14 protein-coding genes are annotated in these 15670 nt (G+C 62.3%); 4 read left to right on the forward strand and 10 right to left on the reverse strand.

Translation table 11 applies throughout. From position 1 onward, the window contains the following. Positions 1 to 158: 158 nt before the first annotated feature. From ACM5SV_RS31750 to ACM5SV_RS31775, 6 genes are all read right to left on the reverse strand, one after another. Positions 159 to 1229, reverse strand: coding sequence for an ABC transporter ATP-binding protein (locus tag ACM5SV_RS31750; RefSeq protein WP_012760059.1), 1071 nt, complete (start codon positions 1227 to 1229; stop codon positions 159 to 161). Next, positions 1226 to 2053, reverse strand: coding sequence for a carbohydrate ABC transporter permease (locus ACM5SV_RS31755; protein WP_017997193.1), 828 nt, complete (start codon positions 2051 to 2053; stop codon positions 1226 to 1228). Before ACM5SV_RS31755 ends, ACM5SV_RS31750 begins: the two co-directional genes overlap by 4 nt. Next, positions 2050 to 2952 (reverse strand): carbohydrate ABC transporter permease, encoded by a 903-nt coding sequence (locus tag ACM5SV_RS31760; protein WP_003552007.1) that lies wholly within the window; start codon positions 2950 to 2952, stop codon positions 2050 to 2052. The genes ACM5SV_RS31755 and ACM5SV_RS31760 overlap by 4 nt, the downstream gene beginning before the upstream one ends. A 175-nt stretch (positions 2953 to 3127) precedes the next feature. After that, entirely contained in the window at positions 3128 to 4360 is a 1233-nt protein-coding gene (locus ACM5SV_RS31765; protein ID WP_222017806.1) for an ABC transporter substrate-binding protein, read from the reverse strand. A gap of 62 nt (positions 4361 to 4422) precedes the next feature. Next, positions 4423 to 5325, reverse strand: a complete 903-nt coding sequence (locus ACM5SV_RS31770) for a sugar phosphate isomerase/epimerase family protein (protein ID WP_012760055.1) — start codon at positions 5323 to 5325, stop codon at positions 4423 to 4425. A gap of 11 nt (positions 5326 to 5336) precedes the next feature. Continuing rightward, on the reverse strand, positions 5337 to 6371 hold the full coding sequence (locus ACM5SV_RS31775; protein ID WP_017997194.1) for a Gfo/Idh/MocA family protein: 1035 nt from the start codon (positions 6369 to 6371) through the stop codon (positions 5337 to 5339). Positions 6372 to 6505: 134 nt separating this feature from the next. Here ACM5SV_RS31775 and ACM5SV_RS31780 point away from each other — a divergent pair, with 134 nt between their 5' ends. Continuing rightward, positions 6506 to 7549, forward strand: a complete 1044-nt coding sequence (locus ACM5SV_RS31780) for a substrate-binding domain-containing protein (protein WP_026157695.1) — start codon at positions 6506 to 6508, stop codon at positions 7547 to 7549. Between the two features lie 40 nt (positions 7550 to 7589). On the opposite strand, the gene ACM5SV_RS31785 is transcribed toward ACM5SV_RS31780, so the two are convergent. Together ACM5SV_RS31785 and ACM5SV_RS31790 are read right to left on the reverse strand one after the other, a co-directional pair. Further along, complete coding sequence (locus ACM5SV_RS31785) at positions 7590 to 8924, reverse strand: LLM class flavin-dependent oxidoreductase (RefSeq protein ID WP_017997196.1); 1335 nt, start codon at positions 8922 to 8924, stop codon at positions 7590 to 7592. 8 nt (positions 8925 to 8932) lie between these two features. Next, a complete protein-coding gene (locus ACM5SV_RS31790) occupies positions 8933 to 9076 on the reverse strand; it encodes a hypothetical protein (protein ID WP_017997197.1) in 144 nt (47 codons plus the stop codon). 170 nt (positions 9077 to 9246) lie between these two features. Between ACM5SV_RS31790 and ACM5SV_RS31795 the strand changes: the two genes are divergently transcribed. Continuing rightward, entirely contained in the window at positions 9247 to 10464 is a 1218-nt protein-coding gene (locus ACM5SV_RS31795; RefSeq protein ID WP_026157696.1) for an SfnB family sulfur acquisition oxidoreductase, read from the forward strand. Positions 10465 to 10544: 80 nt separating this feature from the next. Here ACM5SV_RS31795 and ACM5SV_RS31800 read toward each other — a convergent pair whose 3' ends face one another. Together ACM5SV_RS31800 and ACM5SV_RS31805 are read right to left on the reverse strand one after the other, a co-directional pair. Continuing rightward, positions 10545 to 11753, reverse strand: a complete 1209-nt coding sequence (locus tag ACM5SV_RS31800; protein ID WP_017997199.1) for an acyl-CoA dehydrogenase family protein — start codon at positions 11751 to 11753, stop codon at positions 10545 to 10547. Between the two features lie 77 nt (positions 11754 to 11830). Further along, positions 11831 to 12877, reverse strand: coding sequence for a substrate-binding domain-containing protein (locus ACM5SV_RS31805; protein WP_017997200.1), 1047 nt, complete (start codon positions 12875 to 12877; stop codon positions 11831 to 11833). Positions 12878 to 13112: 235 nt separating this feature from the next. On the opposite strand from ACM5SV_RS31805, the gene ACM5SV_RS31810 reads away from it, so the two are divergent. Then, positions 13113 to 14597 (forward strand): sugar ABC transporter ATP-binding protein, encoded by a 1485-nt coding sequence (locus ACM5SV_RS31810; RefSeq protein ID WP_017997201.1) that lies wholly within the window; start codon positions 13113 to 13115, stop codon positions 14595 to 14597. Then, entirely contained in the window at positions 14594 to 15655 is a 1062-nt protein-coding gene (locus tag ACM5SV_RS31815; RefSeq protein WP_017997202.1) for an ABC transporter permease, read from the forward strand. The genes ACM5SV_RS31810 and ACM5SV_RS31815 overlap by 4 nt, the downstream gene beginning before the upstream one ends. Positions 15656 to 15670 lie beyond the last annotated feature (15 nt).

The following is a 15670-nucleotide window of genomic DNA, read 5'->3' on the forward strand; positions in this document are numbered from 1 at the left end:
TTTCTTGCGATCCGATCGAAGCTCGACCGGACAGGCCCTCAGGCGATCGTCCGGTCGAGCTTGTCGCGCAGCCAGTCGCCGGTGATGCTTTCGAGATCTGGCTCGACGGCGTCGCCGGGTTCGATTTTATGACAATTCCAAGCCGAGGGCTGCTGCCTTTATATGAGGTGATCCGTCGACGCGTCGAAGAGATGGACCTGGCCCGGATCGACCGAAAGTCCGATCATGTCTCCTGCCTTGACCCTGTCGCGGCGCGTCTCGACGATTGTCAGTTCCGGCTGGGTCTCCGCGACGATGAAGGTCGACGAGCCGGTCGATTCGACGAAGGCGATCGGCACGTCGAAGCTGCCATGGCCGGGCTCGACGACGCCGATGTGCTCCGGCCGGATGCCGGCGATGAGCTTGCGGCCGGGTTCGATGGCACGTGATATCGCAAGCGTCTGCTTCACCGCGCCGAAGTCCAGGATCAGGCTCTTGCCGTCTTCCGCGGCGATCGCGGGAATGAAATTCATCGCCGGCGAGCCAATGAAGCCGGCAACGAACCGGTTCGCCGGCCGGTCGTAGAGGTCGAGCGGCGCGCCTTGCTGTTCGATGATGCCGTCGCGCATCACCACCACATGGTCGGCCATCGTCATCGCTTCGACCTGGTCGTGCGTGACGTAGACGAAGGTTGCGTGCAGCCGGTCGTGCAGCGACCGGATTTCCTTGCGCATGTGGACGCGCAGCGCAGCATCGAGATTGGACAGCGGCTCGTCGAACAAGAAGGCCTTGGGATGGCGGATGATGGCGCGGCTCATGGCGACGCGCTGGCGCTGACCGCCAGAGAGCTCGCGCGGATAGCGCTTCAGGAGATGCGAAAGACCGGTCGTCGCCGCCACGTCTTCGGCCGCCTTCTTGGCCTCGGCCTTGGCGATGCCGCGAATGCGCAGGCTGTAGGTCAGGTTCTCCTCGACCGTCATATGCGGATAGAGGGCATAGGACTGGAACACCATGGCGACGTCGCGCTTGCGTGGTGGCACGCCGTTCATCAGCTCGCCGGCAATCCTGAGATCGCCCGACGAAATGCTTTCGAGGCCGGCAAGCGAGCGCAGCAGCGTGGACTTGCCGCAGCCCGAGGGGCCGACGAGCGCGACGAAAGTGCCCTTGGCGATCGAAAGGTCGATGTTCTTCAGGGCGTGGAAGGCGCCGTAATATTTGTTGACGCCTCTGAGCTCGATCTGTGTGGTCATTTGAGGGCTCCAGAGGTGAGGCCGGATACGATGCGGCGCTGCAAGAGAACGAAGATGGCAAGGATCGGCGTCACATACATCGTGGCGTAGGCCATGATGTTGTTCCACTCGTTGGTGTTCGGCCCCATGAAGGAATTGAGGCCGACGCTTGCCGGCTGAAGGTCGACCGCCTGGATCATCGACTTCGAATAGACGAATTCGCCGAAGGCCTGCATGAAGATCAGGATGGCGCTGACCAGGATGCCGTTGCGGGCAAGCGGCAGCACGATGTTGAAGAAGGCGCCGACGCGCGAATTGCCGTCGACGAGAGCCGCCTCCTCCAACTCCTGGGGAACGCTCATGAAGGTGGCGCGCACCAGGATGACGAAGAAGGGCATGCTCTTTGCCGCGACCGCGATGATGACGGCAAGGCGTGGATAATTCAGCATGCCGATCTGCGAAAAGCCGACGAAGATTGGCGTGATCATCAGCGATGCCGGTAGGACCTGCAGCATCAGGATCAGGAACAGACCGATATCCACCCAGACATTGCGGTATCTGGCGAGCACATAGGCGCAGCCGACGCCAAGCAGCGTGATGAGCGCCATGGAGCCGAGAGCGATGACCAGCGAGTTCCAGAGATAACGGCCCATGTCGCGGCTTTCCCAGACATAGGCATAGGTGCCCCATTGGGGTGCAGCCGGCCAGAAGCTCGGCGGCGTCGCGAACATCTCCGAGCCGCTTTTCAGCGCGGTGATGTACATCCAGTAGAGCGGGAACAGATAGATCGCCGCCATGACGATCGATATGGCGAGCATCAGGCGGTCGCGATTCGTCGTAATCATCCGCGCACCTCGTGGCGTGTGGACCGGACATAGACGACGGACGCGAACATGACGAAGACGATCATGATGACGGAGATCGTTGCGCCCTTGGCGAAGTCGTATTGGCGGAAGGAGAGATCCCAGGCCCAATATTGCGTGACGTTCGATGAATTGTTCGGCCCGCCCGACGTGATCGCGGCGAAAAGATCGAATTGCTGTAACGTGAAGATCAGGCCAAGTGCGATGATGGCGCCGATGGTCGAGCGCATCATCGGCAGCGTGATCGTCCAGAAGCGCTGCCAGACATTGGCGCCGTCGAGTTCGGCCGCTTCGTAGAGATCGGCGGGAATGCCGGCAAGGCCGACGGAAAGCAGGATCATGTTGAACGAGGTGCCGAGCCAGACATTGGCGATGATGACGGCATAAAGCGAATAATGCGGGTCCGAGCGCCAGAAGATGTTACCCGAGATAATGCCGCTTTCCTTCAGGATGAAATTCAGCACGCCGAAATCGCCCGACAGAATCCAGTTCCAGATGGCGCCGACGACGAGGCCGGGCATCACCCAGGAGACGAGGAACAGGCCGCGCATCCATGAGGCGCCGGGAAAATTGACCCAGAAGAACAGCGCCAGGCCGAAGCCGATCAGGAACTGGCCGGCGATGGAGCCGACGACGAAGATGACGGTGTTGTAGAGGATCGGCAGCGTCTCCGGCTGCGCGAAGAGGTCGGTATAATTCTTGAAGCCGACGAAGGGACGCGAGAAGGTCCCGAGGCTGAACATGTCGACCTCCTGGAAACTCATCACGACATTGTAGATCAGCGGCAGCCCCGCCATCAGGAACAGAAAGCCGAGCGGGAAAGCGACCAGCACGATATCGAAACCGCGGCCGTCCCTGACGCTCATCAGGATCCTCTTCATGGGTCCTCCGATACTCCGAACGGGGCCGCCTGGCGCATGCTGCGGAAGACGGCCCCTGCCGGGAGGAAATGATGCGATGAACCGAGGCTCATCCGGTTAAAAGACGCGTTGCTTCCGGTTCCTCTTCTCCCCGCTGGGGAGAAGAGGGAGCAAGCGGCTCGCTCGCAGCCAATGATCAGCCTAGTACTGCCTTGATCTTGTCGGCTGCCTGGTCGAGCGCGTCTTTCGGGCTCATCTGGCCGGTCAGTGCTGCCTGGATGGCGTCCTGGATCGCCTTGGAGATCTTCGGCCATTGCGGATGCGGGCCGCGCGGCTTGGCGTATTTCAGCTGTTCGAGGAAGACCTTGAGGGCTGCATCCTTCAGCGGCTGGCCGGTCTCGGGGATCGAGATGTCGGAACGGGCCGGAAGCTGGCCGAAGTTCTTGAACATCTTGTCGTCCTGCGAGGCGAAATATTCGAGCGCCTTGAAGGCTTCGGCCGGATGTTTGCTGGTGGCGAAGATCGCCCAGTTGAAGTCGCCCATGGCCGAGGAGCGTTCAGCCCCTTCCTTGGGAACCGGGAGCAGCGTGACGCCCCAGTCGAACTTCGCTTCCTGCGTCATGCGGTCGAGCTCCCACGGGCCCGAGATCGCCATTGCCGCATTGCCGGAATTGAAGGTGCCGGTCGAATCCCACTGGCCGCGCGTCAAGGTGTCGGGAGAAGCGAGCTTCTCGTCCATGATCGTCTTCCAGATCCCGAGCGCCTTCACCGCGCCTTCGGCATTGATGTTCTCATAGCTGCCGCCGCCCATCTGAGCCCAGGGAAGGAACTGGAAGGTGCCCTCCTCGTTGGCCTTGGCCGAGAAGGCGAGACCATAGACGTTCTTGGCGGGGTCGGTCAGCTTACGCGCGTCCCCGACGAGCTCGTCCCAAGTCTGCGGTGGCTTGTTCGGGTCGAGGCCCTTGGCCTTGAACATGTCCTTGTTATAGTAAAGCGCGATCGTATTGGTCGCCTTCGGCACGCCAAAATACTTGCCGTCCCACTCGACCGATTTCAGCGGGCCGGGGAAATAATTCTCCGGTTTGATGACGGTCGACTTGGCGATCATGTCGGTAAGATCCAGGAAGGCGCCGCGCGACGAAAACAGCGCATGCTCCGGATTGTCGACGGCGATGATGTCGGGCGCCTGGCCGGTCGCATAGGCACGCATCGCCTCGGTGACGACGTCGTCGAACTGGATCAGCCGATATTCGATCTTGATGCCGTTGTTCTGGGCGTTGAACTCCTTGACGAGGTTCGGCGCCGGCTGGGTGTCCTTATCCAGCGACCAGAGCGTCAGTGTGACGTCTTCGGCCTTGGCCGAAAGACCGAACAGCGAGACGCCTGCAAGTGCGAGAGCGCCCAGAATTGCATATTTGCGGATAGCCATGGTTCTCCTCCTTTGTGGTTATCCCCGTTTCCGGCAATTCCTCCTTGCCGGAAACGATATCATCAGATGGGGTCGACGACGAATTCGCCGCCCCGGGCATGCTTGAGGTGGTTCAGCGCATAGACCTGGCCGGTCATTTCAAGCGCGTCGCGATAGACCGGGTCGTGCCAGCCTTCGATGTCGATCGAGCCCGACCAGCCGGCGAGGCGCAGTTCAGAAATGATGTCGGTCCAGTTGCTGTCGCCGAAGCCCGGCGTGCGCATGAAGACGAATTTCTCCTTGCCGAAGATACCGTGTTCCTTGATGACCTCCCAGCGGATGGTCGCGTCCTTGCCGTGGACGTGGAAGAACTTGTGCGCCCATTTGCGGATCTGCGGCAAAGGGTCGATCAGATAGACCATCTGATGGCACGGCTCCCACTCCAGCCCGATATTATCGTCAGGCGTCTCGTTGAACATCAGTTCCCAGGCGTCGGGATTATGCGCGATATTCCAGTCGCCGGTCGCCCAGTTGCCGTCCATGGCGCAATTCTCGAAAGCAATCTTGACGCCCTTGTCGGCCGCCCGCTTGGCAAGCTCGCTCCAGATCTGCTTGTAGCGAGGCAGGCTGTCTGTCAGCGGCTTGCCGCGGATGCGGCCGGTGAAGCCGGCAACGCAGGTGGCGCCGAAGTGATGGGCATTGTCGATACAATGTTTCCAGCCCTCCAGCGTCTCGAGGTCGATTGCGGTCTCTTCCAGCGGATTGCCGAACATGCCGAGCGTCGAGATGGTGATGTCGCGGTCGCCGATCGCATCGAGGCAACGCTTGCCGAGCTCGGCCAGGTCCTGGCCCTTCGTCGTCTGCCAGAAGAAGGGCTCGAAGCTTTCGAAGCCCATGCCGGCGATCTCGCCGATGCGCGCGGCGGCATCGCCCTTGTTGCCGCTGACCATGGTGCCGATACGAATGGATTTTGCAGGGTTGCTCACGTCACGTCATCCTATGCTGAAATTTCGACGCGCCTGCCCGTCTTGGCGCTTTCGATTGCGCCGAAGACCATGGCAAGGCTTCGGATATTGTCGGAATTGACCGTCTCGGGCCGTTTGCCGGTGCCGATCGCCGCGATGAAGTCGGCGATGACGCTGGCGTGGCCATGGGTTTCCTCGTCATGTTCCGGACCGGGAACGTTTACGGCAGCGGAACCATGCAAAAGGCCGGGCTCTTCGCCGGCAACAGTCGCCTTGAAACTCTCCTCGCCATCCCAGGTGAGCATCCCCTTCGAGCCGACGAGACGCCACTGGCTTTCCCAGCTGGTGCGCTCGCCCTCGGCGCACCAGGAGCCGCGATAGGTGAAGACGATGTCGTCGGTAAATTCGAAAATGGCATTGGCCGAGGCGCCGTGCCGGTACCACGAACCCTTCGGATTGCGCTCGACGCAATAGACGGCGAGCGGCTTCCGGTCGGCGACGTAGCGCGCCGAATCGAAGGTGTGGATTGCCATGTCGAGAAGCAGGACATTGTCCATCTCTTCGCGGAAGCCGCCGAAATGCGGCGCCAGGAAGAAGTCGCAATGGATGCCGGTGAGTTCGCCGATCGCGCCGCTGTCGACGAAGCGACGCAGGCGCCTGACGCCTGATATGAAGCGACGGTTCTGGATGACAGCGTGGATACGGCCGGTCTCGGCGGCAAGATCGACCAGCGCAGCGCCCTCGGCAAGCGAGGCCGCCATCGGCTTTTCGCTGAGCACATGGCAGCCGGCCTTGAGTGCCGTCGAAACGACGTCGTAGCGCGCAGCCGGAATGACGATGTCGAAGACCAGATCAGCCTTCGTGGCAGTGATGACCGCAGACAGGTCCGAACCGATGACGGCGCCTTCAAGGCCGAACTCCGCGGCAAGCTTTTCGGCCGTCTCCCGGTTCAGGTCGACAAGGCCGACGATGGTGATGGATTCGGCCAGCAGAGGGTTGGAAGCGATGGCGCGCAACCAACCTTTGGACATAGCTCCGCACCCGCACAAAATGGCACTGAATTTCACGATTTCCTCCGAAAGAATGGCGCCAACTCCTGATGACACGCACTCCGTAAACGTTTACGACTGTATGCGGAAACATTTTACCGTGTCAATAGAGGCAAAATGCGAAATTGCAGACCGAAAGAAAATCGCGGCCGATGAAGGGGATTCGCCAGCTTGCCGAATACCTGGATATCTCGATCGGCACGGTCTCCCGTGCGCTGAACAGCAAGCCCGATGTCAATGAGGAAACCCGCCGGCGGGTGCTGGCGGCGGCCAAGGAACTCGGCTATGTCGCCAATCAGTCCGGGCGGAGCCTGAGGCAGGGGGAGACGAAGGTCATCGGGTTGATGATCGAATCCAGCAAGGAAACGGTCGAGAACGCCGACAACTTCTTCCTCGGCGTCACCAGCGGCCTGCAAAGCGTCTTTGCCCGCCACAAGCTCGACCTCATCATGCTGCCCTGCCCGAGCGACGAGGACCCGCACGAATATCTGAAGCGGATGGTGGCGCGGCGCATCGTCGATGCGATGATCATCTCGGACACGCAGCGCGTCGATCGGCGCATTGATTTTCTGTCGAGGGCGAAAATCCCCTTCGTCGCGCTCGGCCGCAGCCTTTCGGCCGGCAATTTTCCATGGATCGATCTCGATTTCGAGGGCGTGGCCGACCATGCCGTCGAGCGGCTGATCACGCTGGGCCACCGCCGGATCGCGATCACCGCGCCATCGAGCGAGGCCAACCTCGGCTATCTCTTTATCGACAGCTATCGCCGCGCGCTCGAGCGGCACGATATTCCCTTCGACCCCACGCTCGTCATTCGCATCAAGTCGAGTGAACAGGGCGGCTATCTGGCGGCCCATGAGCTGCTGCTGCTCGAAGAGCGGCCGACGGCGGTGATCTTGATCTACGAGCTGATGGCGATCGGCCTTTACCGCCGCCTGATGGAATCGGGCGTCATGCCCGGCCGCGACCTTGCGGTGATCGGCTTCCGCGACGCTCCGCGCGCACGGTTCCTGCAGCCCTCGCTCAGCTGCTTTCGAATGTCGCTCTACGATCTCGGCGTCGCGCTCGCCCGGATGCTTCTCGCCACCATGCCGGTCTATCGAGATTTCTATCCGGGAGGCGACCGCAACATCATCTGGCCCCTCGAACTGATGGCGGGCGAAAGCGACGCGTTTCGGGTTGAGGTCATGGCCTGAGCACTATTGGCTTGCTTCCGGAAAACAGAAGCGAGCCCCTTCATGTACCTGCTGCAAAGAACCGGTTCTCAGGCCGCGGCAATCCGAGATGTTCGCGCAGCGTCGTGCCCTCGTATTCGCTACGGAACAGGCCGCGGCGCTGCAGCTCGGGAACCAGCCGGTCGGTGACGTCGAGGAGACCCTGCGGCAGATAGGGGAAGACGACGTTGAAACCATCCGAGCCTTCCTCATCAAGCCAGCGTTCCATCTCGTCGGCGATGCTGGCAGGCGTGCCGACGAAGGCAAGGCCGGCATAGCCGCCATAACGTTGCGCCAACTGACGCACCGTCAGATTTTCCTCCGCGGCAAGCTTCAGCACCTGTGCCCGGCCGGTCTTGCTGGCATTGGTGTCGGGAATATCGGCCGGTAGCGGCGCGTCGGGATCAAAGCCCGAAGCGTCATGGCCGAGCGCGATTGAAAGCGAGGCGATGGCGCTGTCGTAATGCACCAGACTGTCGAGCGTGGCGCGTTTGGCGCGCGCCTCCTCGATGCTGTCGCCGACGATGACGAAGGCGGCGGGCAGGATCTTCAGGTGCTCGCGGTTACGGCCGATGGCTTCCATGCGGCCCTTGATATCGGCATAAAGCGCCCTGCCCGCGGCAAGATCGCGCGGCGAACAGAAGACCATCTCGGCGGTTTCCGCGGCAAGCTGGCGGCCGGGGTCCGACTGGCCGGCCTGGACGATGACGGGCCAACCCTGCGGCGGCCGGGCGATATTGAGTGGCCCGCGCACGCTCAGTTCCTCGCCCTTGTGGCCCAGCACATGCATCTTTGCCGGATCGAAGAACAGGCCGCTTTCCCGATCGCGGATGAAGGCATCGTCGGCGAAGCTGTCCCAGAGCCCGGTGACCACGTCGTAGAATTCCCGGGCGCGATGATACCGCTCGCCATGCTCCACATGTTCGTCGAGGCCGAAATTGAGCGCGGCATCGGGGTTCGACGTCGTGACGATGTTCCAGCCGGCGCGGCCGCCGCTGATATGGTCGAGCGAGGCGAAACGCCGGGCAATGTGATAGGGCTCGTCGAAGGTGGTGGAGGCCGTGGCGACGAGGCCGATGCGCTCCGTCACCGCTGCCAGCGCCGAGAGCAGCGTAAAGGGCTCGAAGGAGGTCACGGTGTGGCTGCGCCTGAGCGCCTCGACCGGCATGTTGAGCACGGCAAGATGATCGGCCATGAAGAAGGCGTCGAATTTCGCCCGTTCCAGCGCCTGTGCGAAGGACTTCAGATGCGCGAAATTGAAATTGGCGTCGGGATAAGAACTGGGATAGCGCCAGGCGCCGGTATGCAGGCTGACGGGACGCATGAAGGCGCCGAGGCGCAACTGCCGTGGGGTCATGACTTTCCTCATGGATCGGGCAAGGCGGCCGCCTGCCCCGCATTGGGCGTTCTGTCTGGAGCCGCTGCGGCGACGCATCGGATATCGGTTACGTAGGAGGTCGGTGAAATCAAATCGAGGCCGGCGGTGGTAATTTCCGGCAGGAATTTCATTGCTTCTCCGACCCGCGTTTTCGCGCGAACGCCAGACCGGAAGCCTAATCGCGACCGCCGGAGGCTGATAAGCAAACACTTTTCATTTTCGATGACGTCTATAGAATTTATGCTCTTATCTCGACGCTCGATTTCTTTCACCGATAGCATCGTCAGAAGTGGAGACATCGATGAACACCGTGCTAAGGCAAGCAGATCAGATCCGGCCCGTGGCCGACCGTATCGGCAGCGATGATGAGGCGATCGCCACCGCCCGCAGACTGGCGGCACAATTTGCCGCACGCGCCGCCGAGCGCGACGCCGAACGGATGCTGCCGTTTGGTGAACTCGATCTTCTCGCCCAGTCCGGCCTTCTGGCGATCACCGTACCGGCGCAATATGGCGGGCTTGACGTCTCCAACGCCGTGCTTGCCGAGGTCACCGCGATCCTGTCTGAGGCGGACGGTTCGATCGGCCAGATCCCGCAGAACCATTTCTATATTCTCGAGGCGCTCAGAACCGACGGCGGCGAGGAGCAGCAGCGCTATTTCTTCGGCCGCGTGCTGGCCGGCGACCGTTTCGGTAATGCGCTGTCCGAGCGCGGCACCAAGACGGTCGGCCACTACAACACGCGCATCACCCGCGACGGTCCGGGTTACCGGATCAACGGCCGCAAATTCTATTCGACCGGCGTCCTCTTCGCCGACTGGATCACCATCTTCGCGCTCGATCCGGAGGACCGGTTGACCATGGCCTTCGTGCCGAAGGGTACTGAAGGCGTCGAGATCGTCGACGACTGGGACGGTTTTGGCCAGCGCACCACCGGCAGCGGTACGACGATCCTCGACAATGTCTATGTCAGCGCCGATTCCGTGGTTTTCCATCACAAGGGCTTCGAGCGGCCGACGACGATCGGCTCCGTTGGTCAGATCATCCATGCCGGCGTCGATCTCGGTATTGCACGGGCGGCCTTTGCCGAAACGCTGGAGTTCGTCAGGACGAAATCACGCCCCTGGATGGATAGCGGCCTTGAGCGTGCCTCAGACGATCCGCTAACGATCGCCAAGGTTGGCCAGATCGCCATCCGGCTGGAAGCCGCAACGGCTCTGGTGGAGCGCGCCGGGCACAAGGTCGATGCCGCGCAGGTCGAGACGACGGAGGAAAAGGTGATCGCGGCCACGCTTGCAGTCGCTGCGGCGAAGGTACTGACGACCGAAGTGGCGCTCGAGGCCTCGAACACGCTTTTCGAGCTTGCCGGAACCTCGTCAGTACAAACAGGCCTCAACCTCGACCGCCACTGGCGCAATGCCCGCACCCATACGCTACACGATCCCGTGCGTTGGAAATATCACGTCGTTGGCAACTACCATTTGAACGGCGTAACGCCACCGAAGAATGGTGCGCTCTGAAACCTCCATTCCTACCAAGGAAAAGCCCCATTGCCGATGCCGGCAATGGGGCTTCGTTCTTCGATGGAAGAGTGGTCGCCTCAGCTGTAGAGACTGACCTCCGGTATCTTGTCGTTCAGCGCGAATTCGCCGACTTCCCTCGCCTTGTAGAAGACCGGGTCGTGCAGAGTATGGGTGCGGACATTGCGCCAGAAACGGTCGAAGCGGTATTTGTCGGCTGTTGAGCGTGCGCCCGTCAGCTCGAAGACGCGCGACGTGATGTCAAGCGAGACATGAGTGGCGTGGACTTTGGCGGCATAGGCTTCCGCCGCCGCGGCGCCGCGCTCGCGCTCGGTGACGTCGCGGCCGCGGGCAAGACCCGCCTGCACGGCGGCTGCGGCACTGTCGGCAAGGGCCGCCGAGGCCTTCAGCGCGGCAGTGAATTCGCCGACGCGTTCGAGGATATAAGGATCATCCGCCGCCCGCTCGACACCGGAGGTTATCCACGGCCGGGTCGTGTTGCGGACGTAATCGACGGCCGCGTGCAGCGCGCCTTCCGCGGTGCCGAGATAGAAATTAACGAAGACCAGCTGGATGAACGGCGTATTGAAGGTCGACAGCACCGGCGGTGCTGCGTCGGGTGCGGCGGGTACGCCGACGAAATCCTCCTCGTAAACGGGGAAATCATGAAATTCGACGCTACCGCTGTCTGACAGGCGCTGACCGATATTGTCCCAGTCGTCATTGGCGACGTAACCTTGACGATTGGTCGGCACGGCGAAACCGGCGATCTTGTCGTCGAGCGTCGCATTGGCATTGATGTAATCGGAGACCCGCGCTGCCGTGGAGAAGGACTTGCGTCCGTTCAGCACATAGCCGTTGCCGCGACGGGTGAGCACCAGCCCGGGATCGCGCGGATTGACGGCCGCACCCCAATAGAGGTTCCTGGCGACCGTATCGCTGCCCAGCGCATGGGCGCGTGCGGTATCAAGGGCCCAATAGATGTACTGGCTGTTGACATAGTGGTAGCCGAGCAGCTGGCCGATCGAGCTCTCGCCACGCGCGAGAATGCGCACCAGCCTCAGCCCGTCGACCCAATCGAGGCCACCGCCGCCGATCTCACGGGGATGCAGCGCATTGAGCAGGCCGGCATTCTTCAATTTGACGATTTCGCCAAGCGGCGGGCGGCCTTCGCGATCGAGGTCTGCGGCGCGCCCGGAAAGGTCGGCAGAGATATGCTGCGCACGGGCAAAGAGGTCTTCCCGCGTCGGGTTGCGGCTGGTCGCGAAGACGACATTGGACTGGCTCATAGGCGGAACTCCAATTCTCCAAAAAGATGATCCGGCGGGAGACGAGGCTCCCGCCGGAAGGATCGAGGGTGACCTCCTCAGAAAAGCTTGTCCGGAATCCAGTTGGCGGTCGCCGCATCGCTCGTGCTGAAGGCCGGGATCTTTTCGGCCAGCTCCTCGATCGTCTTGACACCGGCTGCGCGCAGGCTTTCCTGCGTCAGAAGGGTCGGCTTCACGGTGATTTGGTGGGGAACCGTCTGTCCGGCGATTTCGAGTGCTGCGGCGCGAATGGAGACGGCGCCGACGACGGCAGGATTGGTCGCCACGGTCGCGACCCAAGGGCTGCCTTCCTCGGTGATTTCCTGGATATCGGCCGTCGAGACGTCGGCCGAATAGATCTTGAGCTTGTTTGATATGCCGAGGTCGTTGGCGGCGAGCTTCACACCGCGGGCGAATTCGTCATAGGGGGCGAAGACGACCGATATATCGGGATTGGCGGTGAGCACGGCCTTTGCTTGATCGGCGGTCGAGGTCGCCGTCGTGTCGCTGACATTGCCGAAACGGGCCTTTTCGACCACGCCTTTATTGTCTGTCTTGAACTTGTCCCAGACCTCGTTGCGGCGGTCGAGCGGCGCAAAGCCCGCGACATAGACATAGCCGGCGTTGAAGCTGTTGCCGTTGTCCTTCACCACCTGTTCAAGCGCCAATGATGCAAGCTCGTGATCGCTCTGCTCCACCTGCGGAATCTTTGGGTTGTTGAGGTTGACGTCGAAGGCCACGACCTTGATGCCCTTGTCGAGCGCCTGCTGCACGACGTCGCCGAGCGATTCCGGCAGGCCGTGGTCGATGACGATGCCGGAGACACCGAGATTGATCGCCTGGAGGATCTGCTCGCGCTGCTCGGCGGCATCCTGCCGGCCGGGGAAGATGCGCAGGTCGATATCCAGCGCCTTGGCCTGGGCTTCAGCTCCCGCCTGGTAGGCCTGGAAGAAATCGCCGGCCGAGATGTAGCTGATTAGCGCTACTTTAACGCCGCCCTTGTCGAAGGGAGCGGGAGCACCGGATAAACCGTCGGCTTTTGCGCCTTGAATGAAAATGAACGGAATGACGGCGGCAGAGAGTGCGAGCCGTGCGAGGGATTTCATCGTCGCGTTCCTTCTAGCAAATCGGGGCGTCGTCTGACAGGTCTGGAAGCCCCTGCGACGCGTTGAATTATTAGATATAATCTCTATGTTTTTAGTAGAGTAAATGATCCGATTTTACCGGCTGCGGGAGATTCTTTGTTCCCTGAGCGTGGCTCGCAGCGGAAAGGCGTGCCTGGAGTTCGACCGCCCGGACAGGGCACACTCCGGCTTCGATTACAGTCCCGGACCTTTGTCGATGCCGCTTCTTCACATTGAAAATATCACCCGCAGTTTCGGGTCGACGCGGGCGCTTGCCGGCGCTGATTTTTCTATGGAACGCGGCGAGATCGTGGCGCTGATGGGCGCAAACGGCGCAGGCAAATCGACGCTGGTCAAGATCCTTTCCGGCGTGCTTCCGGCCGATGGCGGCATGGTCAGCCTCGATGGCCGCGCCTTTGCGCCACGTAGCCCGGCCGAAGCGGCAAGGGCCGGTGTCGTCACGGTGCATCAATCGACGGATCTCGTCGGCGCGGCCGGTCTGACCGTTGCTGATGCCCTGCTGCTCAACCGGTTTGCCGATCGCAGCACACCCTTCTTCGTCTCGCGCGCCGGCATCCGCCGTGCCGCGCAGTCCATGCTCGATGCCGCCGGCTTCACCCTGCCGCTGGACCGCGATTTCGGTGACCTCACCAGCGCCGACCGGCAACTGGTGGCGATCGCCCGGGCGCTTGCCAACCGCGCCGACCTCCTCATCCTCGACGAGCCGACGGCAAGCCTTTCCGGAGAGGAAGGCCGCCGCCTCTTCGATATTCTGCTCGGCCTGCGCAAGCGCGGACTGGCGATCCTCTATATCTCGCACCGTACCGCCGACCTCGAAGCCATCGCCGACCGCGCGCTCGTCATGCGCGGCGGCCGTGTCGTCGGCACCTTCGCGCGGCCGATCGATTTTTCGAGCGCCATCGAGACGATGATCGGCCGCAGACTGGATGCGGCCCGGCCGGATGTGCGGCCTGCGACCGGACCAGTGATTTTCGAGATGCGCGATATCAGACTGCTCTCTGGGGCCGCCTCCTTCGATCTGTCATTGCATGAGGGCGAGGTGGTGGCGGTGACCGGTGTGCTCGGCGCCGGCAAGAGCCGGCTGCTATCGGCGATCTTCGGGGTAACGGCGCTTGCCGGCGGTGCGATGTTCCTCGGCGGTCGGCCCTACCGGCCGAAAGGTCCGGCCGAAGCGATTGCATCGGGTGTCGCCATGGCGGCCGAAGACCGTCATCGTTCCTCGCTGATGCCGCCGGCATGGCCCGGCCATTCGCTGTCGGCGACGATCAGCCTGCCGCATCTTGGCAAATGGTATCCGCACGGTTTCCTTGTCGGCGGCCGTGAGCGACGCGAGGCCGAACAGGCGATCACGCGTCTCGGCATCAAGGCCGCGGGTCCACTCGCCTCGATCTGGTCGCTGTCGGGCGGCAACCAGCAGAAGGCGGTGATCGCCCGCTGGGAGGCGGAACCGAGCCGGCTGCTGCTGCTCGACGAACCCTTCCAGGGTGTCGACGTCGGCGCCCGTCACGACATCATCCGGGCAATTCGCGCCCGCACCGACCGGGCGACGCTGATCGCGACCTCCGACCCGGAGGAGGCCTATGAGGTGGCCGACCGCATCCTCGTGATCGACCACCACGTGTTGAGGCCTGCGGCAGACGGGGCCGCTCTTTCCTCTGCCATCCAGGGAATATCCGCATGACGACGATCGACGACGACACTCTTCCACAGGCAAGCGTCCGGCCGAGGGCCTCGCCGCAAGCCGATAACGGCCGTCTCGCCGCCCTCGGGGCGTTCCTGCGTGCGGGCGCGGTGTTCATCCTGCTGGCGCTGCTCATCGTCGGCTTCACCATTGCCCAACCCGCCTTCATCAATATCGCCAATCTGATGAGCATCCTGCAGGCGGTGTCCGTCGTCGCCATCCTCGGCGCCGGCGTCACCGTCACACTGGCTGTCGGCGGTTTCGACCTGTCGATCGGCGCGGTCGCCGCATCGAGCGTGATGGCGGCGAGTTACGCGATGATCGTCTGGGGCCTTGATGCCTATGCGACGGTGCCGCTGGTGCTCGCCTTTGGCGCCCTGATCGGCCTCGTCAACGCCTTCCTCATCGTGCGCCTGAAGGTGCCGGATCTCTTGGCGACGCTGGCGATGATGTTTCTGCTTTCCGGCCTGCAGCTGATCCCGACCGCCGGCCGGTCGATTTCGGCCGGCCTCACTTTGCCCGACGGCTCGAAGGCGACCGGCGCCTACGACCCCGCCTTTTTGCTGATCGGCCGCTACAGCATCCTCGGCACCCTGCCCGTTTCGGTGGTGCTGATGGCGGTGGTCGCCATCGCACTCTTCATTCTCACCGAACGCACCCGCATCGGCCGGCTATTGTTTGCGACCGGCGGCAACGAGGTCGCCACCCGGCTTGCCGGCGCCTCGACGGCGCGGCTGAAGACGCTCGCCTATGTCCTATCGGGCACGCTGGCATCGCTCGGCGGCATTGTCATCGCCGCCCGCGTCGGGCGTGGTGATATCTCGTCCGGCGGCTCGCTGCTGATGGATTCGGTCGCTGCCGCATTGATCGGCTTTGCCGTCTTCAACCTGCGGCGTCCAAACGTGCTTGGCACCATTGCCGGCGCGGTCTTCGTCGGCGTGCTGCTGAACGGCCTCACCATGCTGAACGCCCCTTACTACACCCAGGATTTCGTCAAGGGCGCCGTGCTCGTCGGAGCCTTAGCGCTGACCTACGGCCTCGGCCGCAGCAATCCCTAATTCCAAGGAAGAAAA

It is taken from the genome of Rhizobium sp. CRRU65, assembly GCF_048551595.1.
Lineage (GTDB): Bacteria > Pseudomonadota > Alphaproteobacteria > Rhizobiales > Rhizobiaceae > Rhizobium > Rhizobium leguminosarum_J.